This is a genomic window from Vreelandella massiliensis (assembly GCF_900155385.1).
Lineage (GTDB): Bacteria > Pseudomonadota > Gammaproteobacteria > Pseudomonadales > Halomonadaceae > Vreelandella > Vreelandella massiliensis.
Genome location: NZ_LT699745.1, coordinates 1,923,312 through 1,949,680, shown reverse-complemented (window position 1 = coordinate 1,949,680; position 26,369 = coordinate 1,923,312). Strand labels below are relative to the sequence as shown.

The 26,369-nt window shown below is 60.6% G+C and carries 22 protein-coding genes and 2 pseudogenes; 16 read left to right on the top strand and 8 right to left on the bottom strand.

The window, feature by feature from the left end; translation table 11 throughout:
* Positions 1-16: 16 nt before the first annotated feature.
* Entirely contained in the window at positions 17-1,540 is a 1,524-nt protein-coding gene (locus BQ9846_RS13825; protein ID WP_075881527.1) for a CoA-acylating methylmalonate-semialdehyde dehydrogenase, read from the bottom strand.
* A 139-nt stretch (positions 1,541-1,679) separates the two neighbouring features.
* On the opposite strand from BQ9846_RS13825, the gene BQ9846_RS13820 reads away from it, so the two are divergent.
* Together BQ9846_RS13820 and msrA are read left to right on the top strand one after the other, a co-directional pair.
* Positions 1,680-2,588: a LysR family transcriptional regulator gene (locus BQ9846_RS13820; protein ID WP_210433193.1), complete on the top strand. Its 909-nt coding sequence runs from the start codon at positions 1,680-1,682 to the stop codon at positions 2,586-2,588.
* Between the two features lie 140 nt (positions 2,589-2,728).
* Positions 2,729-3,361: a peptide-methionine (S)-S-oxide reductase MsrA gene (gene msrA / locus BQ9846_RS13815; RefSeq protein WP_075881526.1), complete on the top strand. Its 633-nt coding sequence runs from the start codon at positions 2,729-2,731 to the stop codon at positions 3,359-3,361.
* Here the strand turns inward: msrA and BQ9846_RS13810 are convergent.
* The 6 genes and pseudogenes from BQ9846_RS13810 to BQ9846_RS13785 all read right to left on the bottom strand — a co-directional run.
* A complete protein-coding gene (locus tag BQ9846_RS13810; RefSeq protein ID WP_075881525.1) occupies positions 3,358-3,846 on the bottom strand; it encodes a phosphatidylglycerophosphatase A family protein in 489 nt (162 codons plus the stop codon). The genes msrA and BQ9846_RS13810 overlap by 4 nt on opposite strands.
* A complete protein-coding gene (locus tag BQ9846_RS13805) occupies positions 3,846-4,598 on the bottom strand; it encodes a tellurite resistance TerB family protein (RefSeq protein WP_075881524.1) in 753 nt (250 codons plus the stop codon). Before BQ9846_RS13805 ends, BQ9846_RS13810 begins: the two co-directional genes overlap by 1 nt.
* Before the next feature lie 103 nt (positions 4,599-4,701).
* Positions 4,702-6,483: an ABC transporter ATP-binding protein gene (locus BQ9846_RS13800; RefSeq protein WP_075881523.1), complete on the bottom strand. Its 1,782-nt coding sequence runs from the start codon at positions 6,481-6,483 to the stop codon at positions 4,702-4,704.
* Between the two features lie 144 nt (positions 6,484-6,627).
* Positions 6,628-7,431, bottom strand: coding sequence for an ABC transporter ATP-binding protein (locus BQ9846_RS13795; RefSeq protein WP_075881522.1), 804 nt, complete (start codon positions 7,429-7,431; stop codon positions 6,628-6,630).
* Positions 7,428-8,000 (bottom strand): annotated as a pseudogene (locus BQ9846_RS13790) (iron chelate uptake ABC transporter family permease subunit); the annotation flags it as partial. The gene BQ9846_RS13795 and the pseudogene BQ9846_RS13790, both read right to left, overlap by 4 nt.
* Positions 8,001-8,199: 199 nt before the next feature.
* Positions 8,200-8,760: pseudogene (locus BQ9846_RS13785) on the bottom strand (MFS transporter); the annotation flags it as partial.
* A 90-nt stretch (positions 8,761-8,850) separates the two neighbouring features.
* On the opposite strand from BQ9846_RS13785, the gene BQ9846_RS13780 reads away from it, so the two are divergent.
* Positions 8,851-9,741, top strand: coding sequence for a DMT family transporter (locus BQ9846_RS13780; RefSeq protein WP_075881521.1), 891 nt, complete (start codon positions 8,851-8,853; stop codon positions 9,739-9,741).
* Here BQ9846_RS13780 and BQ9846_RS13775 read toward each other — a convergent pair.
* Positions 9,732-10,421, bottom strand: coding sequence for an arylesterase (locus tag BQ9846_RS13775; RefSeq protein ID WP_075881520.1), 690 nt, complete (start codon positions 10,419-10,421; stop codon positions 9,732-9,734). The two genes, BQ9846_RS13780 and BQ9846_RS13775, sit on opposite strands and share 10 nt — an antisense overlap.
* On the opposite strand from BQ9846_RS13775, the gene BQ9846_RS13770 reads away from it, so the two are divergent.
* The 13 genes from BQ9846_RS13770 (at position 10,420) to BQ9846_RS13710 (ending at position 26,359) form a co-directional block, all read left to right on the top strand.
* On the top strand, positions 10,420-11,208 hold the full coding sequence (locus BQ9846_RS13770) for an ABC transporter ATP-binding protein (RefSeq protein WP_083651581.1): 789 nt from the start codon (positions 10,420-10,422) through the stop codon (positions 11,206-11,208). The genes BQ9846_RS13775 and BQ9846_RS13770 overlap by 2 nt on opposite strands.
* Positions 11,205-13,778: an ABC transporter permease gene (locus BQ9846_RS13765; RefSeq protein WP_075881518.1), complete on the top strand. Its 2,574-nt coding sequence runs from the start codon at positions 11,205-11,207 to the stop codon at positions 13,776-13,778. Before BQ9846_RS13770 ends, BQ9846_RS13765 begins: the two co-directional genes overlap by 4 nt.
* Before the next feature lie 250 nt (positions 13,779-14,028).
* Positions 14,029-14,253, top strand: coding sequence for a hypothetical protein (locus BQ9846_RS13760; RefSeq protein WP_075881517.1), 225 nt, complete (start codon positions 14,029-14,031; stop codon positions 14,251-14,253).
* Positions 14,243-14,614 carry a type II toxin-antitoxin system VapC family toxin gene (locus tag BQ9846_RS13755; RefSeq protein ID WP_075881516.1) on the top strand — a complete coding sequence of 124 codons (372 nt, stop codon included), beginning with the start codon at positions 14,243-14,245 and terminating at the stop codon, positions 14,612-14,614. The genes BQ9846_RS13760 and BQ9846_RS13755 overlap by 11 nt, the downstream gene beginning before the upstream one ends.
* Before the next feature lie 42 nt (positions 14,615-14,656).
* Positions 14,657-16,090, top strand: a complete 1,434-nt coding sequence (locus BQ9846_RS13750) for a hypothetical protein (RefSeq protein WP_075881515.1) — start codon at positions 14,657-14,659, stop codon at positions 16,088-16,090.
* A gap of 31 nt (positions 16,091-16,121) precedes the next feature.
* Positions 16,122-16,421 carry a nucleotidyltransferase domain-containing protein gene (locus BQ9846_RS13745; RefSeq protein ID WP_075881514.1) on the top strand — a complete coding sequence of 100 codons (300 nt, stop codon included), beginning with the start codon at positions 16,122-16,124 and terminating at the stop codon, positions 16,419-16,421.
* The gene (locus BQ9846_RS13740) at positions 16,418-16,924 is read left to right on the top strand and encodes a hypothetical protein (RefSeq protein ID WP_075881513.1); all 507 of its coding nucleotides are present in this window, start codon (positions 16,418-16,420) and stop codon (positions 16,922-16,924) included. Before BQ9846_RS13745 ends, BQ9846_RS13740 begins: the two co-directional genes overlap by 4 nt.
* A gap of 105 nt (positions 16,925-17,029) precedes the next feature.
* Positions 17,030-18,295, top strand: a complete 1,266-nt coding sequence (gene glyA / locus BQ9846_RS13735) for a serine hydroxymethyltransferase (RefSeq protein WP_075881512.1) — start codon at positions 17,030-17,032, stop codon at positions 18,293-18,295.
* Between the two features lie 156 nt (positions 18,296-18,451).
* Positions 18,452-20,053: an AAA family ATPase gene (locus BQ9846_RS13730; RefSeq protein ID WP_075881511.1), complete on the top strand. Its 1,602-nt coding sequence runs from the start codon at positions 18,452-18,454 to the stop codon at positions 20,051-20,053.
* Positions 20,054-20,321: 268 nt separating this feature from the next.
* Positions 20,322-22,070, top strand: coding sequence for a type I secretion system permease/ATPase (locus BQ9846_RS13725; protein ID WP_075881510.1), 1,749 nt, complete (start codon positions 20,322-20,324; stop codon positions 22,068-22,070).
* A gap of 3 nt (positions 22,071-22,073) precedes the next feature.
* Entirely contained in the window at positions 22,074-23,465 is a 1,392-nt protein-coding gene (locus tag BQ9846_RS13720) for an HlyD family type I secretion periplasmic adaptor subunit (protein WP_075881509.1), read from the top strand.
* The gene (locus BQ9846_RS13715) at positions 23,465-24,964 is read left to right on the top strand and encodes a TolC family outer membrane protein (RefSeq protein WP_075881508.1); all 1,500 of its coding nucleotides are present in this window, start codon (positions 23,465-23,467) and stop codon (positions 24,962-24,964) included. The genes BQ9846_RS13720 and BQ9846_RS13715 overlap by 1 nt, the downstream gene beginning before the upstream one ends.
* A 54-nt stretch (positions 24,965-25,018) precedes the next feature.
* Positions 25,019-26,359 (top strand): undecaprenyl-phosphate glucose phosphotransferase, encoded by a 1,341-nt coding sequence (locus tag BQ9846_RS13710; RefSeq protein ID WP_144049430.1) that lies wholly within the window; start codon positions 25,019-25,021, stop codon positions 26,357-26,359.
* Positions 26,360-26,369: the final 10 nt, after the last annotated feature.

Sequence of the window (26,369 nt, the reverse complement as noted above, 5' to 3'; positions counted from 1 at the left end):
GCTCTCCCGGCCAGCCTTACTTATGCGTCGGCATGGCAAATTCAGCGCCGGCATCGATCGTGTCTGACCAGCGCTGCATAATGGACTTCTGTTTGGTGTAAAAACGCACGCCCTCTTCGCCGTAAGCGTGCATGTCACCAAACAGCGAGCGCTTCCAGCCGCCGAAACCGTGCCACGCCATCGGCACCGGAATAGGGACGTTAATGCCCACCATGCCAACCTGAATGCGACGACCAAACTCACGGGCCACGTTGCCGCTTTCGGTGAAGCAGCTCACGCCGTTGCCGAATTCGTGGTCGTTGATCAGTTCAATGGCGGTGGCCACATCGGGGACGCGCACGCAGACCAGGACCGGGCCGAAGATCTCTTCTTTGTAGATCGTCATCTCCGAGGTCACATGGTCGAACAGGGTCCCGCCCATCCAGAAACCATCACCGCATCCTTCACCGGTTTGCGAGGCATCAAAAGAGCGGCCATCGACCACCAGTTCGGCGCCCTCTTCTACCCCTTTGTCGATATAGCCGGTGATCCGCTGGTGCGCTTCCCGCGTCACGATCGGGCCCATTTCGGCATCAAGCTGCATGCCGTCTTTTACTTTCAGCGCCTTGGCGCGCTCGGCCAAACGTGGCACCACTTTATCCGCCACATCGCCGACCAGCACCGCGACACTGATCGCCATGCAACGCTCACCGGCCGAGCCATAAGCCGCACCGATCAAGGCATCGACGGCTTTATCTAGGTTGGCGTCCGGCATGACCACCATGTGGTTTTTCGCCCCACCCAGCGCCTGCACCCGCTTACCGTGCTTGGCACCGCGCTCATAGATCAGATTGGCAATCGGCGTGGAGCCGACAAACGACAGCGCCTTCACGTCAGGATGGTCGATCAGCGCTTCAACGCTCTCTTTTCCGCCCTGTAAGACGTTAAACACACCATCCGGCAATCCCGCTTTTTTGAGCAGATCCGCGATCAGAAGCGACGCGCTGGGGTCCAGCGGGCTGGGTTTTAAGATAAAGGTATTACCGGTCGCGATGGCCACCGGGAACATCCACATGGGCACCATGGCCGGGAAGTTAAACGGCGTAATGCCCGCCACCACGCCTAGCGGCTGGCGCATGGTCCAGTTATCGATCCCCGTGCTCACCTGATCGGTGTAGTCGCCCTTCAAGAGCTGTGGAATGCCGCAGGCAAACTCGACGATATCGATGCCGCGCGCCACCTCGCCCTGAGCATCGGTGAAGACCTTACCGTGCTCTTTGGTGATGGCTTCGGCCACTTCATCTTTGTGCGCGTTTAAAAGCTCCAAAAAGCGGAACATCACCCGCGCACGACGAATCGGCGGAGTATCCGCCCACGATGGAAAGGCCGCCTGGGCTGCCTCAACGGCGGTATTGACGTCCTGAGGCGACGCCAGCGCCACCTCGCCGGTGACCTGACCGGTGGCGGGGTTGAAAACCGACTGAGATTGGCCAGACTCGCCCGGTGCCGCTTGGCCATTGATGAAATGCGCGATGGTCTTTGGATTCGCCGTACTGGTCATAGGAGCACCCTTTATAAGAAGAATAAAAGTTGGACTAGGTTTAGCGCTAGATTAGCGCGCTTTAAGGGCGAATCAATTGAGTCTTTTTTAACCACGATATAAGATTTTAAAATATCACGCCGGCAAAAGGAGCTCCCCTTTGCAAGAGTATGCGATGCTGCGGGCGTTTGTGGCCGTGGCAAGAACGGGTAGCGTCTCACGGGCGGCGGCGCAGCTGCACCTGACGCAGCCCGCCGTCAGCCTAAAGTTGAAGCAGCTCCAGCAGCGTCTGGGGTTAACGCTTTTTCACCGCCGTCCTCAGGGGCTTGCGCTAACCCCAGACGGCCATGCACTCCTGCCGGCGGCGGAAAAAGCCCTCGCCAGCGCTCAAGCCTTCGAGCAAACCGCGAGCGCGCTGCATATCACCGTGCGCGGGAAGCTCAAGATCGGCACCATCGTCGACCCAGAGTTTATTCGCCTGGGCGCTTTCCTGCGCCGTTTGATGCAAGGCGCACCGCAGTTGGAGACCGAGCTTCACCACGGCATGAGCGGCAGCGTGGGCGAGCGCGTTGAGCAAGGCGAACTCGACGTGGGGTTCTATCTCGCTCCGCCCGGTGAAGGCCCCGGCCCACAGCACCCCACGCTTGCCTTTCGCGAACTCACCCACTTTCACTACCACGTGGTGGCTCCGCCCGGCTGGGAGTCGCGGCTGATCGATACCCGCTGGGAAACCCTAGCGGCGCTGCCGTGGATCGTCACCCCCGAGGTGTCGGTTCACCATCGGCTGCTTAATAAAGCACTTGCCGCAAGCGGCGCCACGCCCAACCGCGTCGCCCAGGTCGATCAAGAGGCCTGCATGCTTGATTTAGTGCGCGCGGGGGTGGGCTTGAGTCTCGCTCGGGACGCGCTCGCCATGACCGAGCGTCAGGAGAGCGGGCTTGCGGTCGCAGGCGATGTGCGCCTGCCCTGTGCGCTCAGCTTTATCTGGCAGCGCGGGCGCGAGAGTGAACCGACGCTGCACGCCGCGCTCAGCACCTTAGACGAAGTGTGGCCCTCGCGCTTGGCGTGAATCTGCACATGCCCGCATCGCCCTACACAACTTCTACATAACCTTATCTTTATATAGAAACAGCACAGAAAAAGGGAACCTGTCAGCGATAAAACACTCCATGGGAGACCGTTTTCACCCAAACCCTACGTGGAGTGTTTATGTCGCTTTCGACAGGTTTTCGCCCCCTGACCCTGATGCTTTTTGCCGCGGTGGGAAGCCTAAGCGCCCCGCTTGCCGCCGACACCCGTGCCGACGCCACCGCCCACGCTATTTTCGCCGGCGGCTGTTTCTGGTGCATGGAGCCGCCCTACGACCGCCAGCCCGGTGTCAGCGCGACTACCTCAGGCTACATCGGTGGCGAACTGGAAAACCCTAGCTACGAAGCGATCACCGCCGGCGATACGGGCCACGCCGAAGCGGTGAAAGTGGAATACGACCCCGACGTGATCAGCTACGCGCAGCTTCTGGAGATTTTTTGGCGCAATATCGATCCCTTTGCCGAAGGCCGGCAGTTTTGCGATGTCGGCAGCCAGTACCGCTCGGCGATCTTCTACCGTAACGAGCAGCAGCGCGAACTGGCCGAAGAGAGCAAGGCCGAATTGGAAGCGCGCTTTGAGCGCGATATCGCCACCGAGATTGTTCCCGCCGATACGTTCTGGGAAGCCGAGACCTACCACCAGAACTACTACGAGAAAAATCCCGTCCGCTACAAGTTCTACCGCTTTAGCTGCGGCCGCGATGACCGCCTCGAAGAGGTGTGGGGAGAGGAAGCGGGCGGCCCAACGTTCTAAATCGCGCCAGAGCCCCGTGCCCGATAGCGCTGCCAGACAAAAAGCCCCGCCGCCACCACCAGCCACGTCGCGATGGCCGCGACGGTATCATCCAGCACAATGCCGAAACCGCCGCTGACACGCTCCGCCAGGTGAATCGGCGGCGGCTTTAACCCATCAAAGACGCGGTACACCGCGAACGCCAGCGCCATACCCAACGGATGGCGCAGCGCCCGCAGGCCGATAACGGCCAGCGGAAAGGCGACAATTTCGTCGGCCACGATGCCACCATGGTCACTGCCGGCAAACTGCAGTGATGCGAAGTGGCATACCGGCACGGCCAGCACTAACAGCAGCGCGATGACCCACGCCTGCCGCGAAAGCGGCCGCCCCAGCAGCCACCACGCCACGGGCACACCCAACAACGACCCCACCGTGCCCGGGGCGATGGGCGAGAGGCCAGTGCCCAACCCCAGGGCAAGCCAAAGATTCAGCGTCTCTACCATCAGTTGGCTTCTCGCGCTTGGCGCTCCAGTTCAGTCGCCACATGCGCCGGTAGCTGCAGGGCATGGGCCAACTGATCCAACCAGGCGCGCTCCATGGGGTTCTGTTCATCGATCACCGCCACGCTGACCAAGTACATCTCGCGGGCCGCCTGGGGCGAATCCGCCTCGCGCGCCAGCGCTTGCGCATCCAGCGGCGCTTGTAGCTGCTGCTCGACCCAGCGGTGCATCTCCTGATCGGCACCCAGCGCGTCGATTTGCTGGGTAATCAGCGCCTGCTCCTGCTCGTCGATATGACCATCGGCGCAGGCGGCCATGATCATCGCCTGCAGAAGCTCAAGGCTGCGCCGCTCCTGAAACTCGCCTTCCAGCACCTCAACGCGCTCGCCCTCGGAGGCGCCCTGCCCTTGCGGGGCGTTTTCTTGAGCGCCTTGCTGCGAGCGTTGCCACGCCTTCCACGCCAGCACCCCCACGCCAGCAATCGCGCCGTACTTCAGCGCCTTGCCGCCCAGTTTTCGCCCTCGCTTGGAGCCCACCAGCAGCCCCATGGCGCCGCCGCCAAGCAGGCTTTTCATATCCAACCCGCTGTTACCGCCACTGGGCTTTTCTTGACGCTCGCGACGGGGCTCATCGCCACCGCCGCCGCCAAACTGCTTTGAGAGGCCGTTCAGCATCCCTTGGACGTCGACACCGCTGCCCTTTTGACCACCGCCGGCCTGCTGCATTAACTGCTGAAGAATCTTGCTTGCGTTCATTACGGGCCTCCCCTCTCTTTCTGAGCGCTACACGACGCCGCCACTGTGGAACGCAAATACTATGCGGCGCAACTCCCGCGCATACAAGCGTTTGTCGTGGCGGCTATACCGCGCCAGTTTGCACGCGCCACTGAGCGGCGTAGTGCCCGTTAGCGTCCAGCAGATCGTCGTGAGTGCCGCGCTCGGTCACTTGGCCTTTTTCGATCACCACGATCTCATCGGCGTGCACAATCGTTGAGAGGCGGTGGGCGATCATCAGCACCGTGCGCCCGTGGGCGATACGCTTGAGCGAGCGCTGAATGGCGGCTTCGGTCTCGTTATCCACGGCGCTTGTGGCCTCGTCAAGCACCAGAATCGGCGGGTCCTTTAGCAGCGCCCGCGCCAGCGACAGCCGCTGTCGCTGGCCGCCGGAGAGGCGCACGCCGCGCTCGCCCACGGGGGTATCGAGCCCTTGCGGTAGCGTGTCGATAAAACTCCACGCCTCGGCCGTTTTGGCCGCGTCGATGATCGCGGCGTCGTCGGCATCGGGCTTACCGTAAGCGATATTGTCGCGGATGCTGCCCTCGAACAGATAAACATCCTGGCTCACCAGCCCAATGGCCTGGCGCAGCGACTGAAGGCTCACCGCGTTAATCGGCTGCCCGTCGATCAGCACGCGCCCGCTTTCCGGGTCGTAAAAGCGCAGCAGCAGTTTGACCAGGGTTGACTTGCCCGAGCCCGTCGCGCCCACCAGCGCCAGGGTGTTACCGGCGGGGACGTGCAAGTTGATACCGTCGACACCGACCTCGCTCGACGCGTAGTGAAAGCTCACGGCGTCGAAAGTCACCTCACCGCGCACCGGGGTGGCCAACGGCTGGTCGCTTGTCTCTTTCACCTTGATCGGCTCTTCGAGCAGATCGAGAATCCGCCGGGTGCTCGCCATCGCGCGCTCGAACAGATCAATCACCTGGGCGAGGCCGGTTAGCGGCCAGAGCAAACGCTGGGTCAAAAAGACCAGCACCCCGTAAGCACCCACGTTCAGGTTGCCGTTGAGCGCCATCATGCCGCCGACCGTGAAAGTCGCGAGAAAGCCGGCCAGAATCGCCATGCGAATCACGGGAATAAACGCCGAGCTGACCTTGATGGCGCGCCGGTTGGCCTCAACATACGCTTCGCTCGCGTCGCGCAAGCGCTCGGCTTCGCGCGCTTCGCTGGTGAAGCTTTTGATCGTGGCGATACCGCTTAGGTTGTTGGAAAGCCGACTGGAGAGATCGCCCACCTTTTCGCGCACGTCGTTATACAGCGGGCCGGCTTTGCGCTGAAAGAAGAACGCGCCCCAGATAATCAGCGGGATCGGGGTAAAAGCGAGCAGCGCAATCAGCGGCGACAGCACAAAAAAGACCGCACCCACCGCCAACACGGTCACACCGACCTGAATCAGGGCGTTGGCGCCGCCGTCCAGAAAGCGCTCCAGCTGGTTGACGTCATCGTTCATCGTGGCCACCAGCTGGCCGGAGCTTTTGGCTTCAAAGAACGCCATATCCAGCCGCTGGGCATGCTCATAGGCGTCTTGACGCATATTGGCCTGCAGCCGCTGCGCCAGGTTGCGCCACAAGACTTGGAAGAGGTACTCAAACAGCGACTCCCCCGCCCAGATAAAGAAGGTCAGCACGGCGAGGATGCTGATCTGCTCCTGCGGGGTCTCGAAACCGAGGCACGCGACAAAGCTCTGCTCTTGATTCACGACCACGTCGATCGCCACCCCGATCAATATCTCTGGGGCGATATCAAACAGTTTGTTGATGATGGAGCAGAGGGTGGCGGTGATAATTTGGCGCCGATAGCCTTTGGCGTAACGCAAAAGGCGCACCAGCGCTTGAAAGCTGTTTGTCGAAGAAGAAGCCACAGGGGTTCCTTAGTGGTTGATACAAAAAATGAAGCCCCATTCGGTCTTAGACACGCGCAGACCGAACGGAAGGGTTACGCGCGATTATCCCTGCTCGCCCAGAGCCTGTCGAAGGGTGACGCGCTCGGCCCCACCTAGTTTCTATTACGCGGTGGCGCGCTTGATATTCGCCAGCAGCGGGCTACCGGTCTCAGGGTCGGTCAAAAGGGTACACTCCACCTGGTAGAGGGTTCGCACCAGCGCCGGGGTAACCACCTCACTGGGCGGCCCTTGGGCCACGATGTGCCCCTCGCGCATGGCGATCAAGTGGTCGGCATAGCGGCAGGCGCTGGCCAGGTCATGCAGCACCATGACCACGGTGCGGCCCTGGCGCGCCAACGCCCTTACTAGCTCAAACACTTCGATCTGATGGCCTAAATCCAGTGCGGAAGTGGGCTCATCGAGTAACAAAAGCGGCGTTTGCTGGGCGATGGTCATGGCGATCCACGCGCGCTGGCGCTGGCCTCCCGAAAGCGCATCCAAGGGTCGCTCGGCCAGCATTTCAAGCCCTGCTGCCGCGAGCGCCTGCTGCACCACGCGCTGATCCTCCGCCGACCACTGGCGCAGCCAGCCCTGGTGCGGTTGGCGGCCAAAGCGAATCAACTCGGCGACCGTCAGCCCTTCGGGTGCTACCGCCTCTTGAGGCAGCAGCGCCAAGCGCGTGGCCAGCGTGCGCGCCGAAAGACGCTGGATATCGCCGCCATCCAGCAGCACCGCGCCACCCCCGGGTTTGTGCAGACGAGCAAGCCCGGCCAGCAGCGTCGATTTCCCGCAGCCGTTCGGCCCCACGATCGCCGTTACTTGCCCGGTCGGCAGCGCCAGATCGAGCGCGTCGATCACGCGGCGCGCGCCGTAATTCATGCTCAGCGCCGAAGCAACGAGTGTCGGCGAGGGCGTTGTCTCGTTCATGGTCCCCTCCGTTGCGGGCGCATTAATAGCCACAGTAACCACGGGCCGCCGACCACGGCGGTGACGATCCCCACAGGCACTTCAATGGGCGCGAGCAGACATCGCCCGGCCAAATCGGCCAACACCATCACCAGCGCCCCCGAAAGCGCGGCGGCAATGATCGGAACATGGCGCGAGCGCGACAGTCCCCGAGCGATTTCCGGGCCAATCAGCCCCACCATGCCGACCGGCCCGGCCACGGCGACGGCAAGGGCGGTCAGCACCACCGCCAGCATCAGGATATGAACACGCCGCGAGGTCACGGCGATACCCAGCCCTGACGCGACGCCATCGTGAAAGCGCAAAAGCGACAGCGAGCGCGCCCCCGCTAACGCAAGACCCAGCCCAAGCGCCAAGCCCGCTGCTAAAAGCGGCACCGCTCCCGCTGGGCGCGCGTTTAGCGTCCCCACCGTCCAGGGGTAGGCCGCGTTGGCGGTATCGATCGCCACCCGCGCGAGCAACAGCTGCGTCACCGCGCCGAACACCGCGCCCACGCCAATGCCGGCGACAATAAAGCGATACCCTTGCGTGCAGATCGGAAGAGCGTCGTGTAGGGAAAGAGTGTAGATCTCGGTGGTCGCCGTATCATTAAAAAAAAAAAATAAGCGATTTAGGGGGGGGGCGTGGGATGACCCGCGCCTGGCGCAGCGGGTCGCCCTTGAGATTGGCGAAAGTGGGCAGGTCGGCCAGGCAGAACTCACGGTGGGCGGCAGATGTGTAAAAGAGAAAGGCCAGCAGCGTGGCCCCGCCGGCGACGCTGCCGCTCCATCCCATCAGGGTACCGCGGCGCTTTTTGGCGATGGTTTTGCCCATCACGTCCTTGGTGGCAATCGAGGATAAGCCCCGCGCCAGCGATAAAAATATCAGTACTACCAGCACCAAGGCGCCCCCTAGCGTGCCGCTGCCGAGTAGCGCCAGTAGCGCCAATGCCAGCGCGCTTACGGCTTGCAGTACACCGCCGGTGACCCATACCCATTTACGCTGGGGCTTTAGGCGGATAAATCCCGCGACGAAGAGTTGCGGCAGCAGGGCGCCGGATTCGCGAATCGGCACCAAAAGCCCCACCATCCACACGGGGGCGCCGATAATCCCCATCAGCCACGGCAGCACCAGCCGAGCGTTGGCGAGTTCATCCGCCAGTTTGTTGCCCAGGGCGGCCACTAAGTGACGCATGAAATTGCGTGGCTGATCTTCGCAGGCGCTCTCGGGAATGTCATCGCACATGCGGCTGTTTTCATCTCCGGTCAACCGCTCATAGAGCTGAGTTTGGGAAATCTCCGGCGCTGCCATTGCACCTCCGTGGCTGGTATGTTGTCGCCTATCGTTACCCCTAGTGTTGCCAAGGAGCGTTCAGATGTCACGTTTTAAGCTTATGTCGTTATGACCCAGGACCAGCACGCGCTTCTTTATGGGTTAGGCGCCGTGGCGCTGTGGTCGACGGTGGCGACGGCGTTTAAAGTCGCGCTTACTTGGATGAGTCCGCTGGAGTTGATGTGGCTCGCCTCGCTGGTCTCCTGGGCGTTGATGGGGGCACTGGTCATCAAGCGCGGCCATTTAGCGCAGGCGCTCAACCAAGGCTGGCGCACCGCGGCTTGGGCGGGGCTGATGAACCCGGTGGCGTATTATCTGGTGCTGTTTGCCGCTTACGACCGCCTCCCCGGCCAGGAAGCCATGGCGCTCAATTACACCTGGGCGCTGGCGATGGCGTTTTTGGCGGTGCCCCTTCTGGGGCAGCGCTTAACCCGCGTAGATATTCTCGCCGGGCTGATCGCCTACGCGGGGGTGTGGGTGATTGCCACGCGCGGGGCGGTATTGGATGTGGCGTTTGCCGACCCGCTCGGGGTGGTGTTCGCGCTCGCCTCGACGCTCTTATGGGCGCTTTACTGGCTGCTCAATGCCAAAGACAGGCGCGAACCATTGGTGGGGCAGTGGCAAAATTTCAGCGTCGGCCTGCCGGTGCTCACGGCGTTTTTGCTCTGGGGGCCGGGGTTGAACTGGCACGGCTGGCCCGCCTTGGGCGCGGGCGTTTACGTGGGGCTTTTCGAAATGGGCGTGGCGTTTATTCTCTGGCAGCTGGCGGTGCATAAGGTCTCGCGCACCGCCAAGGTGTCGAATTTGATCTTTCTCTCGCCGCCGGTGTCGCTTTTGCTGCTGCACCTGGTCGTCGGCGAACCCATTCTCTCCTCGACGCTATTGGGGCTGGTGTTGATTCTCGCGGGGCTGGGCGTACAGCAGCACCAGAAAACCCCAGCGCCGGCGGTTCACTCCTGACCGACCCGGGCGACGTCGGTGCCGTTGGCTTTTAGCATGGGGGCGAGTTTAGGCCAGACGTTGTCTAAAATGATCGGCTGCGCCTCGGCGGTGGGGTGGATATCATCGTCCTGCATTAGGCTGTCGTTGAGGGCAATATCTTCTAGCAGAAAGGGCACCAGCGGCACGTCGTAGGTATCCGCAAGTTCGGTAAAAACCCCCTTGAAGGCGTCGCGGTAGGCTTGGCCGTAGTTGGGTGGGATATCAATGCCCAGCAACAAGACCTCCGCTCCGGCTGCCTGGCTCTGCTCGATCATCTGGGCGAGATTGGCCCGCATCTGCTGGGGCGAAAGGCCGCGCAGCCCGTCGTTGCCACCCAGTTCGAGAAGAACCATCGTTGGGGAGTGCTGTCTGAGAAGCTTCGGGAAACGTTGGGCGCCACCGCTGGTGGTTTCACCGCTGATGCTGGCGTTGATCACCTCCACATCATCGCCTAAGCGCTCGGCTAACAGCGTGACCCAGCCCGCCTCGCGCTCAATGTTGTACGCGGCGCTCAGGCTGTCGCCCATCACCAAGATGGAGGAACGCTCGCCAGCGCTGAGCGTATTTGGCAGGATGAAGGCAACCAGCGCCAACAGCCAGGCCGTCTTGAGCACCGATCTTCGATAGTCATGCCACCTTACAGGGATGCTTCGCTTCATGTCCGACTCCTCAGCTTCATTCTCCAGTGCTTCACACACCCGTACGCACACCGGGACGTCGTCATCTTCCCACGCCGGCACGGTTTCTGCACCCAGTGTGCTCAAGGCGCAGTCGCTGTGTAAGAGTGTCACCAGCGGCGAGCGTTCCCTTAGCATCTTACACGAGCTGTCGCTCGACGTAGCGGCGGGGGAGAGCGTGGCGATTTTGGGCAAAAGCGGCGCGGGGAAATCGACGCTGCTAGGCCTGCTCGCGGGGCTCGATACCCCGACCGACGGCGAGTTGATCCTGTTTGGTAAACCGCTTAGCCGTTTGGATGAGGATGGGCGCGCCGCGCTCAGGGCCGGGCGCGTGGGGTTTGTGTTTCAGAACTTTCAGCTTCTGCCCACGCTCTCGGCGCTGGAGAACGTGCTGCTGCCGCTAGAACTCTCTCCGCGCGGCGGCGAAACGCGCACCGCCCAAGAGTGGCTTTCGCGCGTGGGGCTAGGCGAGCGCGCAGGACACTTGCCCAAGCAGTTATCCGGCGGCGAGCAGCAGCGCGTCGCGATTGCCCGTGCCTTCGTCACCGACCCGGAGCTGGTGTTCGCCGACGAACCCACCGGCAACCTAGACCCCGATACCGGGGGGCAGGTGATTGATCTGCTGTTTTCGCTCAACCAGGAGGTGGGCACCACGCTGGTTCTGGTCACCCACGATCATGCACTCGCACGGCGCTGCGACCGCTGCTTGCGACTGGAAAACGGCCAACTAACGCCGTTTTCGCCCGAAGCGCTTGAGGAGGAGGCATGAGTCAGCAGCAAAACGCCCGCCTGGCGTGGCGCAGCTTAAAGCGTGATCTGCGCGCCGCCGACGTGCGCGCGCTTTTCGTTGCGCTGGCGCTGGCGGTGGCGGCGTCCACCATGATCGCGTTTTTTCTTGACCGTCTGGAGCGCGGGCTTGAGCGCCAAGCGAGCCAGCTGCTGGGTGGCGACGTCGTGCTGGAGCAGCGCGACCCTTTTTCGCCTGAGCTGCGCCGGGCGCTTGAAGACGCCGGCTTTACCCTGAGCGACCAGGTCGACCTGGTGTCGATGATCCGCCGCGGCGAGCAGTTTCAGCCCGCCAGCGTCAAGGCGGTGGATGACGTCTATCCGCACTATGGCGTCTCGCGCGTGGCGCGTAAGGCAAGCACTGAGGAAATCGCGTCCGGCCCGCCGCGTGGGGAGGCGTGGGCTGACCCGCGCCTGGCGCAGCTGATCGACCTTGAGATTGGCGACAGTGTGCAGGTCGGCCAGGCCGAACTCACCGTGAGCGGCTTTATCGAACGCGAGGCGGATCAATCCGCGGGCTTTGGCAGCTTTAATCCGCGCTTGATGGTGCACACCGACGACCTGGCGGCGACAGGGCTAGTGCAGGAGGGCTCGCGCGTGGAGTTTGAGCTTCTCGCCGCCGGCCCGCCCGAGGCGCTGGATCGGGTGCAGCCGCTGCTCGCCGAGCTGCGTCAGCGCGGCGTCGAAGTGCGCGATATCCGCCAAGACCGCCCGCAGCTAGGCAACGCGCTGGAGCGCGCGGAGAGCTATCTGGGCATCGCGGGGCTTGCCGCCGTGCTGCTCGCCGGCGTGGCGGTGGCGATGTCGACTCGGCGCTACGTCGAGCGCCATTTGGATACCGCCGCGCTGTTGCGCTGTTTCGGCGCGAGCCAGCAGCAGTTGGTGGAGATCTTCGCTTGGCAGCTTCTGGGCCTCGCGCTGGTGGCGGCGCTGGTGGGCGCGCTGCTGGGCCTTGCGGGGCAGGCGGCCTTGCTGGCGCTCTTGGTGAATTTTCTGCCCATGACGCTGCCGCCGCCCGGGGTGATGCCGCTTTTCCTCGGCGTGCTCACGGCCCTGGCGGTGTTGGTGGGCTTTGCCGGGCCGACGCTTTTGCGCATCAAACGCGTGAGTGCCTTGAAAGTGCTCAGGCGCGAGCTTGACCCCATCCCGCCCGCGGCGTGGCTGGTGGTGAGCGTGGCGGCGCTGGTGTTCGGCGGGCTTTTATGGCTCTACTCCGGCAGCCTGCCCTTGGCGCTGGCGTTACTGGTCGGCGGTGCCGTTCTGCTCGCGCTGCTGTGGGGGCTGAGTGCCCTGCTGCTGAACGGCGTGCTGGCTATCGTGCAGCGCTTGCGCGGGCAAAGCGAGTGGTCGCAGGCGCTGCGTTTGGGCGGGCGCCAGCTAGCGCGTCGGCGTCAGGCCGGGCTCGGGCAGTTGCTGGCATTCTCGGTGACATTTTTTGCCATGGCGATGATGGTGCTGGTGCGTGGCGATCTGCTCACGGCGTGGCAGGCGCAGTTGCCGGAGAACACCCCCAACTACTTCGCGATCAACATCCAGCCCGGCGAGCGCGATGCCTTCGAAGCCGCTGTCGACCCGCACGTGGAGGAGAAAAGCACGCTTTACCCCATGGTGCGTGGGCGCATTACCGCGATTAACGGCGCTGACCCTCGCGAGGCGGTGCCCGCCGAGGCGCGCGGCGATAACGCCCTGCGCCGAGAACTGAATCTCACCTGGCAGTCCGAGGTGCCCGAGGGCAACAAAGTGGTGGCCGGCGAGTGGTTTGATGCCGAGACTGACGGCGCAGGCCAGACGAGCGGCTGGATGGGCGAGGTCGACGCCACGCCGCAGGCACGGCCCGTGCCGATCTCGATGGAGGACGGTCTGGCCGAGCGCTTGGGGCTGTCGCTTGGCGATACGCTGACCTTCAGCGTAGGGGGTGACAATATTACGGCGGCAATCACCAGCCTGCGTAGCCTCAACTGGGATAGCTTCAAGCCCAACTTCTACGTGATCTTTCCCCCTGGCGTGCTGGAGTCATTCGCGCACAGCTATATCACCGCCTTTTACCTGCCCGACGATGCGCAAGGCGTAAACCGCGAGCTGGTGCGGGAGTTTCCTGGGGTCACGCTGCTCAATGTGGATGCGATTTTAGGTCAGGTGCGTGACGTGCTGACCCAGGTGACGCGCGCCATCGAGCTGATTCTCGCCCTGGTGCTGCTCGCCGGTATCAGCGTGCTCTACGCCGCGCTCACCGCCAGCCGCCCGGTGCGCGCCCACGAAAGCGGCCTGCTGCGGGTTTTTGGCGCCGGCAACCGCATGATCTCGCGGATACAAGGCGCGGAGTACGCGCTGCTGGGCTTCGCCAGCGGCCTGATGGGCGCGGCGCTGGCGGAAATCGCCACCGGCGCGCTCTATGTCACGGTACTGGATTTAGCCCCCCGCCTGCACTTTGGGCTCTGGACCCTGCTACCCCTGGGTGGGGCGCTGTTGATCGGGGTGATTGGTCACGCGCTTTCTCACAGCCTGCGCCGTCAAGCCCCCGCCGCGAGCTTAGGGCTGTTGGGGGAAGCGTGATACATATCAACGCGGCACCGCGCTATCCTTCGACAAGCTCAGGATGAGTGGAGGCAGATAGCCGTTCACCCTGAGCCTGTCGAAGGGTGACCCGCCATTTGCACTTCTCTATCCTCCGGCAAGATCAGGGTGAGCGGGTGCTGTGCCGCTGGGTCACCAGCTGCGATAAGCTGAGGCTCACACTATATGGACGTCAAGGAGTGTATGACTATTATAAAAAAAGTTTTGGAGTCATTGACAGGAGACGAGTATGTACGCGATTGAATTCGAAGCCGATATCAAAAACGGTGTGGTGAAGATTCCACCCGAGTACAGAGAGCTGCAAAACCATCACGTACATATTGTGGTAATGGTGAAAGACAGCGCTATTTCGCCAACATCCGGCTCGCCGTTAGATTTTAGCAGTACAGAAATAGCCGCCTTCAAGCACCAGGATGGCGTTGAAGTGCAAAGGAAAATGCGTGATGAATGGTAGTTATCTGCTGGATACGAATGCCATTATTTATGCTCTCAACCGAAAGCTGACTCTACCCGCTAATGGCTATGCGATCTCAGTCATTACGGAAATGGAGCTATTATCATGGCCTTCTTTAACTCGTGAGGATGAAGTCAAGCTAAGGAAGCTGATTGAGCAGCTAACCGTGATACAGCTAGAAACGTCCATTCAAAGCAAAGCCATCAAAATCCGCAGAACATCGTCCCTCAAGCTTCCTGATAGCATTATTTCGGCCTCTGCGCTTAGCGGAGGTTTCGTTTTGGTGACGGATGACCAAAAGCTCGCAGACCGCCATATCGGGTCTTCCATCTCGCTGGATGAATTAATAACCAGCAATTAGCTCGACAACTTAATAACGCCAAGTGATCGATAACGAGAAAGGATGCCAATGACCAACCAGGAAGAGAAAGCCCGCCGTTATGCACTGTTAAAAGCGCAGCTCAGCATGGCGCGGCAGCAGGATAAAGCCGTGTTGCTGGTGGTGGCCGGCCACGCCGCGACGTACAAAAGCTTGCTGGTGAATCAGCTCAACCACTGGTTGGAGAACCGCCAAACGGAAGTACACGCGCTGGCGCCCAGCGAAGAAGATCGCCTACGGCCCTATTGGTGGCGCTACTGGCGCCGCGTGCCGGCGCGGGGGCGTGTAGGAGTTTTTGTTCACGGCTGGTACGGCGATGCACTCTTTGCTCGCGCCGAACATCGGATTCAGGCTGGTGCGTTCGAGGATCGCTTAAACGAGATCAACGCCTTTGAGGCCACGCTCGCCCATGACAATGTGGTGGTGATCAAAATCTGGCTGGATATCGACGCCGAGCAGCAGGCCAAGCGGCTACACGCCATGCAGGCCGACCCCGCGCAGGCGTGGCAGATCAATGAGCACCACTGGCAGCGCCATGCCCAGCACGAGGTGATTGACCGCCATGCGGGGCACCTGCGCGAGGCGACACACGCACCGCACGCCCCTTGGCACTGTATTGTCAGCGAGTCGCCGGATCAGCAGCTGCGCGAGATCACCGAGCTACTGCAAGACGCGCTCACGCATCCGCCCACGCTGCCCGACCAACCAGCGCTAAACCATACCCAAGCGAATGCCCCGACGCTGAAACAGTCGAAAAGCGACGATGCCAAGCCCCCAAAAAGCGAGTACCTGGAAGCGCTCGCCGCCGCCCAAGCGCGGCTGGCCTATCACCACCGTCGCTGTTTGGAGCGCGGCATTCCGGTGGTGCTGGCGTTTGAAGGGCACGACGCGGCGGGTAAGGGCGGGAGTATCCACCGGGTGACCTCGGCGCTGGATGCGCGTTTCTATCGCGTTCACAGCATCGCCGCGCCCAGCGATGAAGAGCGCCTTCAGCCATGGCTTTGGCGCTTCTGGCGCCGTTTGCCGCAGGATGGCCGAGTGACGATTTTCGATCGTACCTGGTACGGGCGTGTGTTGGTCGAGCGTGTCGAAGGCTTTGCCGAAGAGCAGGACTGGCTACGTGCTTATCGCGAAATCAACCACTTCGAAGCGCAGCTGTTGGCGCATGGGGCCGTGGTGGGTAAGTTCTTTCTCGCCATCAGCAAAGAGGAGCAGCTCAAGCGCTTTAATGCCCGCGCCAAAACGCCGCATAAGCAGCACAAACTCACCGACGAGGATTGGCGTAACCGCAAACGCTGGAGCGCCTACCAAAGCGCCATCGACGACATGCTGGCGCATACCCACACGCCCGGCGCGCCCTGGCACGTGGTGAACACCGACCACAAGCGCTGCGCGCGGCTTGCCGTGCTCGATCATGTCAACCACCTTTTAGAGAGTCGATTGGAAAGTCCGTCATAATGAGTTCGTATTTGCAGGGGTGGGCTAACTTATGAGATTAAGCCAGGTATATCAGCAGCGCATAAAAGCGTTAACGCAAGAAGTTTTCGGGCCTGAAGCGCACGTCAAAGTGTTTGGTTCTCGAATGAATGACGAAGCAAAAGGGGGTGATTTAGATCTTTTGGTTATCACACCATTGCCAGTAGAGCGACCGGCTGTAATGGCATCAAAACTCGCAGTGAAAGTATCTCGCCTACTAGAGGGTAGAAAAGTGGATGTGCTAATTGACTCACCCTCGCTTGAGCGCAAACCCATTCATGAAACGGCTAACCGGCAGGGGGTCTACCTTTGAGTTTTCGCGAGGTTTCTCAAGCGGAAAGGTTGGCTTTTTTGGCCCGGGTGGCAAAAAAAGAGGCTAACTATCTTGAGCTTACAAGCACACGCGTGTTTGGTGGTGTAGCGCACGTTACTCGAAGGCTTGTGGCCGAGTGGGTGGACGACATCGATGCTGCGGAGCGTCTTGACGCGTTTGTCGCACGGTTTGGTCGTCTGCAAGATACCGTTGGAGATAAGTTGTTGCCTCAACTGCTGACGTTTGTTGGAGAATCGGTGGGCCCAGCGGCGGATAATTTAGACAAAGCGGAAAAGTTTGGCTGGATAGATAATGCCGATGACTGGCTACTCTATCGCAAACTAAGAAACCAAATGGTACACGATTATATCGAAGACCTTGATGTTCTAGCTGACGCGTTAGAAGCGGGGCGTGCCTTCACCCAGCCACTGATAGAGATGGCGCTGCGTATGGCGGGGGAAGCAGACAACCGCCTTCATGAACCTCATTCATCGCCATCCTGAGCAAGAGGCGATGAAACCCGGCGCGGGCTGCGTTATCATAACGCTCCCGTTTTTTATCGGATCGACGTTTCCCCGATCGACCCTTCGCTACGAGGTTCACCGCCGATGTTCAGCCGCGACATGACAATTGCCGGATTCGATGATGTGCTGTTTGACGCCATGCAAAAAGAAGTGGAGCGCCAGGAAGCCCACATCGAATTGATCGCGTCCGAAAACTACGCCAGCCCGCGCGTACTGGAAGCCCAGGGCAGCCAGCTCACCAACAAGTACGCCGAAGGCTACCCCGGCAAGCGTTACTACGGCGGCTGCGAGTTCGTCGATATCGCCGAAAACCTCGCCATTGAGTACGCCAAGGAGCTGTTCGGCGCCACCTACGCCAACGTGCAGCCGCACTCCGGCTCCCAGGCTAACAGCGCCGTGTTCCAGGCGCTGGTGAAGCCGGGCGACACCATTCTCGGCATGAGCCTCGACGCCGGCGGTCACCTGACCCACGGCGCCAAGCCCAACTTCTCCGGCAAGCACTACAACGCCGTGCAGTATGGCCTAAACGAGCAGGGGTTGATCGACTACGATCAGGTCGCCGAGCTTGCCCGCGAGCACAAGCCCAAGATGATCATCGCCGGCTTCTCCGCTTACTCGCAAATCGTCGATTGGGCCAAGTTCCGCGAGATCGCCGACGAAGTGGGCGCTTACTTGCTGGTCGACATGGCCCACGTCTCTGGGCTGGTGGCCGCCGGTGTTTACCCGAGCCCCTTGCCACACGCTCACGTGGTCACCTCCACCACGCACAAGACGCTGCGCGGCCCGCGTAGCGGCGTGATTCTCTCCGCCGAGGGCGATGCGGATATCGAGAAAAAGCTGCAGTCCGCCGTCTTCCCCGGTGGCCAGGGTGGCCCTTTGATGCATGCGATCGCCGCTAAAGCGGTCTGCTTCAAAGAGGCGATGGCGCCGGAGTTCAAGACTTACCAGCAGCAGGTGGTCAAAAATGCCCAGGCGATGGCCAAGGTGTTTATGGATCGCGGCTACGATATCGTCTCCGGCGGCACCGAAGACCACCTCTTCTTGCTCTCGCTGATCAAGCAAGGGGTGACCGGCAAAGACGCTGACGCTGCGCTTGGCCGCGCGCATATCACGGTGAACAAAAACGCCGTGCCGAATGACCCGCAAAGCCCCTTTGTCACCTCCGGCCTGCGTATCGGTACCCCCGCCGTGACCACTCGCGGCTTCGGCGAAGAGGAGTGCGCCCAGCTCGCCGGCTGGATCTGCGATATCCTCGATGTACTCGCTGAAGGCGGCGATACCAGTGCCATCGAAGCCGAGGTAAAGGGCAAAGCCGCTGACGTCTGTGCCCGCTTCCCGGTGTATAGATAAAGACCCAAGAGACCGAGGGACTGTACGAACAGGGCGCCGAAAGGCGCCCTGTTCGTTTCACCCGTCATCGGCGGCGCGGCGCGTGTCGAAGGAGGCGCCGCGAGCGGGCGGCGTGTGCTAACGTAGTCGATGTTTTCTTTTGCAGAGTATTGCCCCATGGAGCGCTTTTTTAATAACGCCGGCCCAACGGTGCCAGCGGATCACTACCATATTGACCCGCTGTCGCGCGTAGACTGGGAAGAAATCGAGCACCTGATTGCCCAGAAGCGCTACTTTGTGCTCCATGCGCCGCGCCAGACGGGCAAGACCACCACGCTATTGGCGATGATGCAGGCGCTCAATGAGGAAGGGCGCTACGCCTGCGCCTACGCCAATATCGAAGGGGCGCAGGCGGCCCGGGGCGATGAAAGTAAAGGAATACCGGCGGTGTGCAGTGCTATTGCCGGTGCTCTGCGGCTGTATTTGCACGATACGCGCTTAGTGGAGTGGTTCGCTCAATACCGCAACCAGCCCGCCGAAGACCAGCTCAAACAGTTACTGGAATACTGGACGGTGGTGTCTGACAAGCCGACCGTGCTGTTCCTGGACGAAGTCGACGCCTTGGTGGGCGATACGCTGATATCGCTCTTACGCCAGATCCGCGCCGGCTATGCCCAGCGCCCGGCGGCGTTTCCGCAGTCAATTATCCTATGCGGTGTGCGCGATGTGCGTGACTATCGCCTGCATCAGGATGGCGCGGAGGTCATCACCGGCGGCAGTGCGTTCAATATCAAGGCGAAGTCGCTACGCATGGGCAACTTCACCTATGCAGAGTGCGAACAGCTGTGGCTGCAGCATACGGAGGAAACCGGCCAACCCCTGGACCCGGCGATTTTTCCTGAGCTTTGGGAGGACACTCGGGGCCAACCGTGGCTGGTCAATGCCCTCGGGTATGAGCTGACCTGGGAGTTCAAGCCCGCCCGGGAGCGTTCTCGCCCGCTGACGTTGGAGGATTACCGCGCCGCGCGCGAGCGGTTGATTCAGTCTCGCGCCACGCATCTTGATCAGCTCACCGACAAGCTGCGCGAGCCGCGTGTGCAACGGGTGATGAGCGCACTGCTCTCTAGCGAAGAGAGCCTCGATATTGACGCGATCAAGCCGGACGACCAGCAGTACGTTGAAGATTTGGGGTTGATCGAAACACGCCCTTCGCTGCGCATCAGCAACCGGATTTACCGCGAGGTGATCCCGCGTGATCTGACCTGGATCATGCAGACGCGCATCCCCAACCAGGAGCAGGCCTGGTATCTACGGCCTGATCACCGGCTTGATACGCCCAAGCTGTTAGCCGCTTTTCAGCAGTTCTTCCGTGAACACGCCGAGAGCTGGCTGGAGCGTTTCCAGTACAAAGAAGCCGGGCCGCAACTTGTGATGCAGGCATTTCTGCAGCGCATTATCAACGGCGGCGGGCGTATCACCCGCGAGTATGGGCTGGGGCGCAAGCGCACGGATCTTTTTATCGAATGGCCACTGGATATCGTGCAGGGCTTTAACGGCCCGGTACAGCGCGTGGTGATCGAGCTAAAACTTCAGCACCAAAGTCGCGAGGCCACCATCGCCAAGGGGCTGGAACAGACCGCCGACTATGCGGATCAAGTAGGCGCGGATGAAGCCCACCTTGTGGTGTTCAACCGCGATGAGCAGGTGGCGTGGGAAGACAAAATCTGGCAGGACGAGGCGGTTTACGGCGAGTGGGTAATTCACACTTGGGGGGCTTAGATAGGCTCACCCTTCGACAGGCTCACCCTTCGACAGGCTCACCCTTCGACAGGCTCAGGGCGAGCGGTCTTTCCATGCCGCTCATCCTGAGCTTGTCGAAGGAGGCATCAGACAATAAGCAAGCACTGTGGGGGATACAGCGAGTGACGCAGGTCATAGCGCCTCGTCTTGAGGGGAGGTTGGCCTACCCTTCACAGGGGCGTTTCTGTTATGCTGCCGCGATTCATTTCCGCGCTTGACGTCTACTTGATTCAACGGTGAACCCTCCATGGCAAAGCAACAGGAAGCAACGGATCTGCAGCGTGCGCTAAAAGCCTGCAAAGGTTCGTTCGCATCGGTGGGCTTTTTCAGCATGTTTGTTAACCTGCTGATGCTCGTTCCCCCCATGTACATGCTCCAGGTCTACGACCGCGTTCTCAGCACCCAAAGCGTTGATACGCTGATTATGTTGACGCTGTTGGTCGTGTTCCTATTTGCGGTGATGGGGGGGCTAGAGTTGGTGCGTTCGCGCATGCTAGTGCGTGTGGGCAACAAGCTGGATACCACCATAAACGAGCGCCTTTACGGCGCCATGTTCCGCCGTAGTTTGGTGGCTCAAGGGGGGCAGAGCGCGCAACCCCTCAGCGACTTGACCAGCCTACGCCAGTTTTTAACCGGCAACGGCTTGTTCGCGTTTTTCGATGCACCGTGGGTGCCAGTCTATCTCGGCGTGCTTTTCCTCTTTCACCCTTGGCTGGGTATTTTCGCCACCTGTGCGGGCATTATTTTGCTCGCACTTGCCATCGCCAATGAGAAAGCGACCAAAAAGCTGCTCGCGGAAGCCAACAGCGAGCATATCCAAGCGCAGAACCTGGCCAACTCCAACCTTCGTAATGCCGAAGTGCTTCACGCCATGGGGATGCTGCCCGGCATCATGGGTCGCTGGTCCAAGCGCCATCACGAATTTCTCTCCAAGCAGTCCCAGGCCAGTGATCGCGCCGGCGCCTTGACCAATAGCTCAAAGGTCCTACGTTTACTGTTCCAATCAATGATTCTGGGCTTGGGTGCTTTTTTGGTGCTGCAGGGGGATATGACCCCCGGCATGATGATCGCCGGCTCGATCATTATGGGGCGGGCGCTGGCGCCGATCGATCAAATGATCGGGGGGTGGAAAGGCTTTGTGAACGCCCGAGGCGCCTATGACCGCTTAAACGAGCTGTTGACGCAAATTCCTGAAGAGCAGCAGCGCATGTCGCTACCGGCGCCGAAGGGGAATGTCAGCATCGAAGGCGTGGCGGCAGCGCCTCCCGGTTCACGCATGGCCACCATTCGTGGCATTAACTTCGCCGTTGAGAAGGGCGAGCATATCGGCATTATTGGCCCCAGTGCGGCGGGTAAATCCACGCTCGCCCGGGTATTGCTGGGTATCTGGCCGTCGCAGGTGGGCGATGTGCGCCTCGATGGCGGCGTGATCACGCAGTATAACCGCGACGAAATTGGCCCCTACATTGGCTATTTGCCCCAGGATATCGAGCTTTTCGACGGCACGGTGAGTGAGAACATCGCCCGTTTTGGTGATGTTGACCCCGAAAAAGTCGTGGCCGCCGCGAAAAAAGCCGGCATGCACGAAATGATTTTGGAGTTGCCTAACGGCTACGACACGGTCATCTCCTCGACCAGCGGCGCCCTCTCTGGCGGCCAGCGTCAGCGTGTGGGCCTCGCGCGGGCGCTTTACGGCAACCCGGTGCTGGTCGTGCTAGATGAGCCCAACGCCAACCTGGACGACGCCGGCGAACGGGCGCTTGCCCAAGCCATTGGACAGCTCAAAGCGGAAGGCGCCACTCTTTTTGTGATCAGCCACCGCACCAGCGTACTCAAGAACATGGATAAGCTTCTGGTCATGAAAGAAGGCCAGGTCAGCATGTTCGGCCCGCGTGACGAAGTGCTGGCACAGTTCGCCAAGAAGCCGCGTGCGCAAGTTAGCCAAAACTCCGCGCGTTTATCCGCTATCCCCGGTGGCCGCGGTGAGGAGAAGTAAACCATGAGCGATGATCGCCCCAATAGCACGCGTAACGTGCCCGCCAAATCTGAGATCGACGTCACCCCCAAAGGCCCCGCCACCATAGAGGGCGAGGCAGAAGAGCGACTGCCGACCAGCGATAAAGGCTATCGCAAGCTCGGGTTTGCCATTTTGCTCCTGGCTTTTGGTGGTTTTGGCACCTGGGCGGCCACGGCCTCGCTCGCCATTGCCGTGGTGGCACCGGGCAGCGTCTCCATTGAGTCGTTCAAGCGCACGGTGCAGCACTTAGAAGGCGGTATTGTCGACGCCATACGCGTGGAAGACGGCGACAAAGTGAACGCCGGCGATACGCTGATAGAACTCAGTGATACCCAGGTCCGCTCACAGCTGGAAATTGCGCGCTCGCAGTACCTGATCAACCGGGCGATGGAAGCCCGCCTGCTCGCCGAGCAGGAAGGCGCCGAGATGATGACCGTTCCCAAGGATCTGCAAGACGTGGAGAACCCCCGCGTACAGCAGGTGCTCGCCGTGCAGCAGAGCCTTTTTGTGGCGCGTAAGCAGTCGCTTGAAAGTACACTGCAAGCGCTGGATGAGCAGATCGTGCAAATGCGCGAGCAGATCGACGGGCTGGAAGAGCGTATCGACGTCAATACGCGCCGCATCGCCTCCATGCGCGATGAAGCCGACGACTTTCGCTCGCTGTTTCAAGAGGGGCTCGACGACAACCAGCGCCTGCGCGAGCTTGAGCGCCAGATTCTTCAGCTTGAAGGCAGTAACGCCGAATACCGCTCTAATATTGCGCAGTTGAAATCACAAATCAGCGAAAACCGCATGGAGCGTGAAATTCAGCAGCAGGAGTTCCAAAAAGAGGTCGGCGAGCAGCTGCGTCAGGCGCAAGCCCAAATCGCCGAGGCCGAAGAGCGGATTGTCGCGCTTAAAGACCAGGTCGAGCGTACGACGATCACCGCACCGGTGTCCGGCACCGTGGTCGGGCTTGAAGTACACACCGAAGGCGCGGTGATTCGCGGCGGCGACAAGATCATGGATATCGTGCCTTCCAATGACGGCTTCGTGGTGGCTGCGCGTATCCCTACGCGTGACATTGATAATATTTTTGTCGGCCAATTCGCCGAGATTCGTTTCAGCGCCTTCAATCAGCGCTTGACCGACGTGATCGACGGCGAAGTGATTCACGTCAGCGCCGATAGCTTTGAAGACGAAGCCACCGGCGAGCAGTACTATCGCGCACGGGTGAGGGTGACCGAACAAGGACGCGAGAAGATGACCGAGCAAATGCAGCTGCTCTCCGGCATGCCCGCCGAAGTCATGATCCGTACCGGCGAACGCACCTTTGCCAGCTACATCGCCAAACCCATCACCGACATGTTGGCTCGCGCCATTCGGGAGGATTGATGACGCGTACAACACGCTTAGGGTTTCGTCTCGCGCCGCTTGCACTGGCCATCGCGATAACAGTTCCCCTTTACGCTCAAGATGACGTATCCGCTCAAAACGACGCGCCCGCTCAAGAGGGCGTCCCCGCTGGTGATGAGGCAGTGGCCGAGTTTGAAGCGTTGGATGACGCGAGCGTGGCGACGTCGCGGCTGCCTTCGTTGCCCGCGCTTTTCACCCGCGCGCTGGATAACGACGCCGAGCTTTCACGCCAACGCTATGAACTAGAAGCCACCCGCGAAGAGCGCCCGCTGGCGCGCTCGCAGCTGCTGCCGCAAATCAGCGCCAGTGGCGGCTATCTATGGCAGGACTCCACCAACGTGCAGACCGAGCCCGACGACTTCGGGCTGGATCAGCCCGCGCAACGCCCCGGCGAGTTTGACGAGCACTACTGGAGCGTGCAGCTCCAGCAGCCGCTGTTTAGCCTAGAGCGCTGGCGTAAACTCAGCGTCGCCGATGCGCAGATCAGCGCCGCCGAGATGCAGCTTGCCGTGGTGGAGCGCGACCTGGCCCTTAGCGTGAGCGAAGCCTACGTGCAGGCTTACTTGGCCTCACAGCGGTTGGGGCTTCTGGAGTCCCAAGAGGCGTCTTTAGAGCTACAAGTACGCCAAGCCAGTCGCGCCTATGACCTGGGGGTCGGCAACCGCGTTGACCTACTCGAAGCGCAGTCGCGCCTCGATCAAGCGATCGCCGATGCCGTCGAAGCCGAAAACGAACTGGATAACGCCCTCAGCGAACTGGAGCGCTTAACCGGCACGCGCCCCGATATGCGTGGGCTAGCGGTGGGCGAGCTCTCCAATGTGGCGTTGCAACGCGAATGGGGGGAGGAGAACGCTTGGCTTGAGCGCACCGGGCAGAATCTCAACGTACAGCTTGCGCGTGCAGAGCAAAACGCCACCGAAGCGGACACCAGCACCCGCCGAGCGGGCTACTTCCCGGAACTCAACCTCAATCTGAGCTACTCCGACCGCGACAGTGACGACCGGCTGCGCACCAGCGAAGACGTTACCGCCAGGATGGAAGTTAGCGTGCCGATTTACCGTGGCGGCTACACCAACGCCAGCGTGCGCCAAGGCGAAAAACGCATCAAAGCCGGCCAAGCGGCCGTGGATAACGAGCGTAACCTCGCCGTTCAAGAAGTGCGCACCCGCCTGCGCTCGCTCAACGGCGGTATTCGCCGCTTGGATGCACTCAAGCAAGCCATTGAATCCAGTCAGCTCTTTTTAGACGCCGCCGAGCGCGGCGAGCAGTTTGGCCTGCGCGACATGGTCGACGTACTCGATGCCCGCGCCAGTCTCTATGACCAGCGTATCAAGTACGTGGACACACTGGGCAACTACGTGCTTGATCGGCTCGCGCTTGAGTCCGCCGTTGGCAATCTGGAAAGCGATGACCTGGTGAAGAGCATGGAGCTTCTAGCATCGATGACAGCGAACGTTAGCACGCCTTCATCGGAATAACGACGGATGGTATCGGGGAAAAATTTCACAAGCAGCGATTGGCAGCGGCGTGCCATGCGCTGTTTGGACGCTACGATTATATTTGCCAGTGCGTATTTATCGCTCTGGTTGATGCCGCACGTGGATGCCGCCAATCGTGACTATCTGTTTTTGATATTAATTGGCGGCCTGCTTTTTCCCGCTATCGGCGAGCTTTTAAGCCTTTATCAACCCTGGCGCGGTCGTAGTCTTTACACCATGTTGGGTGTTTACACCCTAACCTGGGTGGCGACCATTGTGCTGCTCAGCTTGTTGCTTACCCTGTTACACAGCGTTCAGCTCTTCTCGCGTGTATGGATGGGCACCGCAGCACTTACGGTACTTGCGATAGGCAATGTGACCCGTATAGGCCTTTATCTCTATTTACGCCACGTGCGCACCTCTGGCCATAACGTCAAGCGTATTTTGCTCATCGGGCATGAAGACAATCTCGCGCTGCTAGAGCGTAACGTAATTAATACCCCCCACGCCGGTTACGTGGTCTATAAGCGCTATGTTGATGACGCCCTCGACACCAACGATAAGCGCTTTTTGGTCAAGATAAGAAAGCTGGCACACACTTGCGTGTTTCAGCGTGATTTTGATGAAATATGGCTGGGTTACTCGCTTGCAGACGGCGAGCGCGTGCGCCAGCTGATGGCGCTACTGGCCGGGGTACCCGCGACCGTGCGTTACTTCCCGGACCTTCCCGATATTCGCCTACTCAACCACCGCATCACAGAGATAGCGGGGCTTTACTCATTGGAGCTCAATTACACCCCGCTCAGCGGCCCAATGCGGGTAGTAAAAAACCTAGAAGACCGGGTGCTGGGGCTAGCGATTTTTATGGCGTTTCTGCCGATCATGCTAGCGGTTGCCATTGCCATCCGCTGGACGATGGGAAGCCCGGTGCTCTTCAAGCAAGAGCGCCATGGGCTAGACGGCAAGCGTTTTAAAATCTACAAATTCCGCACCATGAACGTACACCAAAGCGCCACCACTGAGCAGGCCGCTTTTGATGACCCGCGTGTCACGCCGCTGGGTGCGTTTTTACGCCGTACCAGCCTCGATGAGCTGCCGCAGCTGTATAACGTGCTACAAGGCAGAATGTCGCTCGTCGGCCCACGTCCCCACGCGATGGACCACAACGACCACTACAAAGACCATATCGATATGTACATGCAGCGCCACCGTGTCAAACCGGGCATGACCGGCTGGGCGCAGGTATGTGGTTGGCGCGGCAATACGGAAAACCTCGACGCTATGAAACAGCGCGTGGCGTACGACCTTTATTATATCGATAACTGGTCACTCGGCTTTGATTTACGCATCCTCGCCATGACGCTGACACGCGGGTTTATTAACAAGCAGCCGTGAGAGCCTCCCC

Bases quoted from the DNA above. Each gene is read 5' to 3' on its own strand.
- BQ9846_RS13825 (WP_075881527.1), bottom strand. From the start codon at position 1,540: ATGACCAGTACGGCGAATCCAAAGACCATCGCGCATTTCATCAATGGC.
- msrA (WP_075881526.1), top strand. From the start codon at position 2,729: ATGTCGCTTTCGACAGGTTTTCGCCCCCTGACCCTGATGCTTTTTGCC.
- BQ9846_RS13810 (WP_075881525.1), bottom strand. From the start codon at position 3,846: ATGGTAGAGACGCTGAATCTTTGGCTTGCCCTGGGGTTGGGCACTGGC.
- BQ9846_RS13805 (WP_075881524.1), bottom strand. From the start codon at position 4,598: ATGAACGCAAGCAAGATTCTTCAGCAGTTAATGCAGCAGGCCGGCGGT.
- BQ9846_RS13795 (WP_075881522.1), bottom strand. From the start codon at position 7,431: ATGAACGAGACAACGCCCTCGCCGACACTCGTTGCTTCGGCGCTGAGC.
- BQ9846_RS13780 (WP_075881521.1), top strand. From the start codon at position 8,851: ATGACCCAGGACCAGCACGCGCTTCTTTATGGGTTAGGCGCCGTGGCG.
- BQ9846_RS13770 (WP_083651581.1), top strand. From the start codon at position 10,420: ATGTCCGACTCCTCAGCTTCATTCTCCAGTGCTTCACACACCCGTACG.
- BQ9846_RS13775 (WP_075881520.1), bottom strand. From the start codon at position 10,421: ATGAAGCGAAGCATCCCTGTAAGGTGGCATGACTATCGAAGATCGGTG.
- BQ9846_RS13765 (WP_075881518.1), top strand. From the start codon at position 11,205: ATGAGTCAGCAGCAAAACGCCCGCCTGGCGTGGCGCAGCTTAAAGCGT.
- BQ9846_RS13760 (WP_075881517.1), top strand. From the start codon at position 14,029: ATGTACGCGATTGAATTCGAAGCCGATATCAAAAACGGTGTGGTGAAG.
- BQ9846_RS13755 (WP_075881516.1), top strand. From the start codon at position 14,243: ATGAATGGTAGTTATCTGCTGGATACGAATGCCATTATTTATGCTCTC.
- BQ9846_RS13750 (WP_075881515.1), top strand. From the start codon at position 14,657: ATGCCAATGACCAACCAGGAAGAGAAAGCCCGCCGTTATGCACTGTTA.
- BQ9846_RS13745 (WP_075881514.1), top strand. From the start codon at position 16,122: ATGAGATTAAGCCAGGTATATCAGCAGCGCATAAAAGCGTTAACGCAA.
- glyA (WP_075881512.1), top strand. From the start codon at position 17,030: ATGTTCAGCCGCGACATGACAATTGCCGGATTCGATGATGTGCTGTTT.
- BQ9846_RS13730 (WP_075881511.1), top strand. From the start codon at position 18,452: ATGGAGCGCTTTTTTAATAACGCCGGCCCAACGGTGCCAGCGGATCAC.
- BQ9846_RS13725 (WP_075881510.1), top strand. From the start codon at position 20,322: ATGGCAAAGCAACAGGAAGCAACGGATCTGCAGCGTGCGCTAAAAGCC.
- BQ9846_RS13720 (WP_075881509.1), top strand. From the start codon at position 22,074: ATGAGCGATGATCGCCCCAATAGCACGCGTAACGTGCCCGCCAAATCT.
- BQ9846_RS13715 (WP_075881508.1), top strand. From the start codon at position 23,465: ATGACGCGTACAACACGCTTAGGGTTTCGTCTCGCGCCGCTTGCACTG.
- BQ9846_RS13710 (WP_144049430.1), top strand. From the start codon at position 25,019: ATGCGCTGTTTGGACGCTACGATTATATTTGCCAGTGCGTATTTATCG.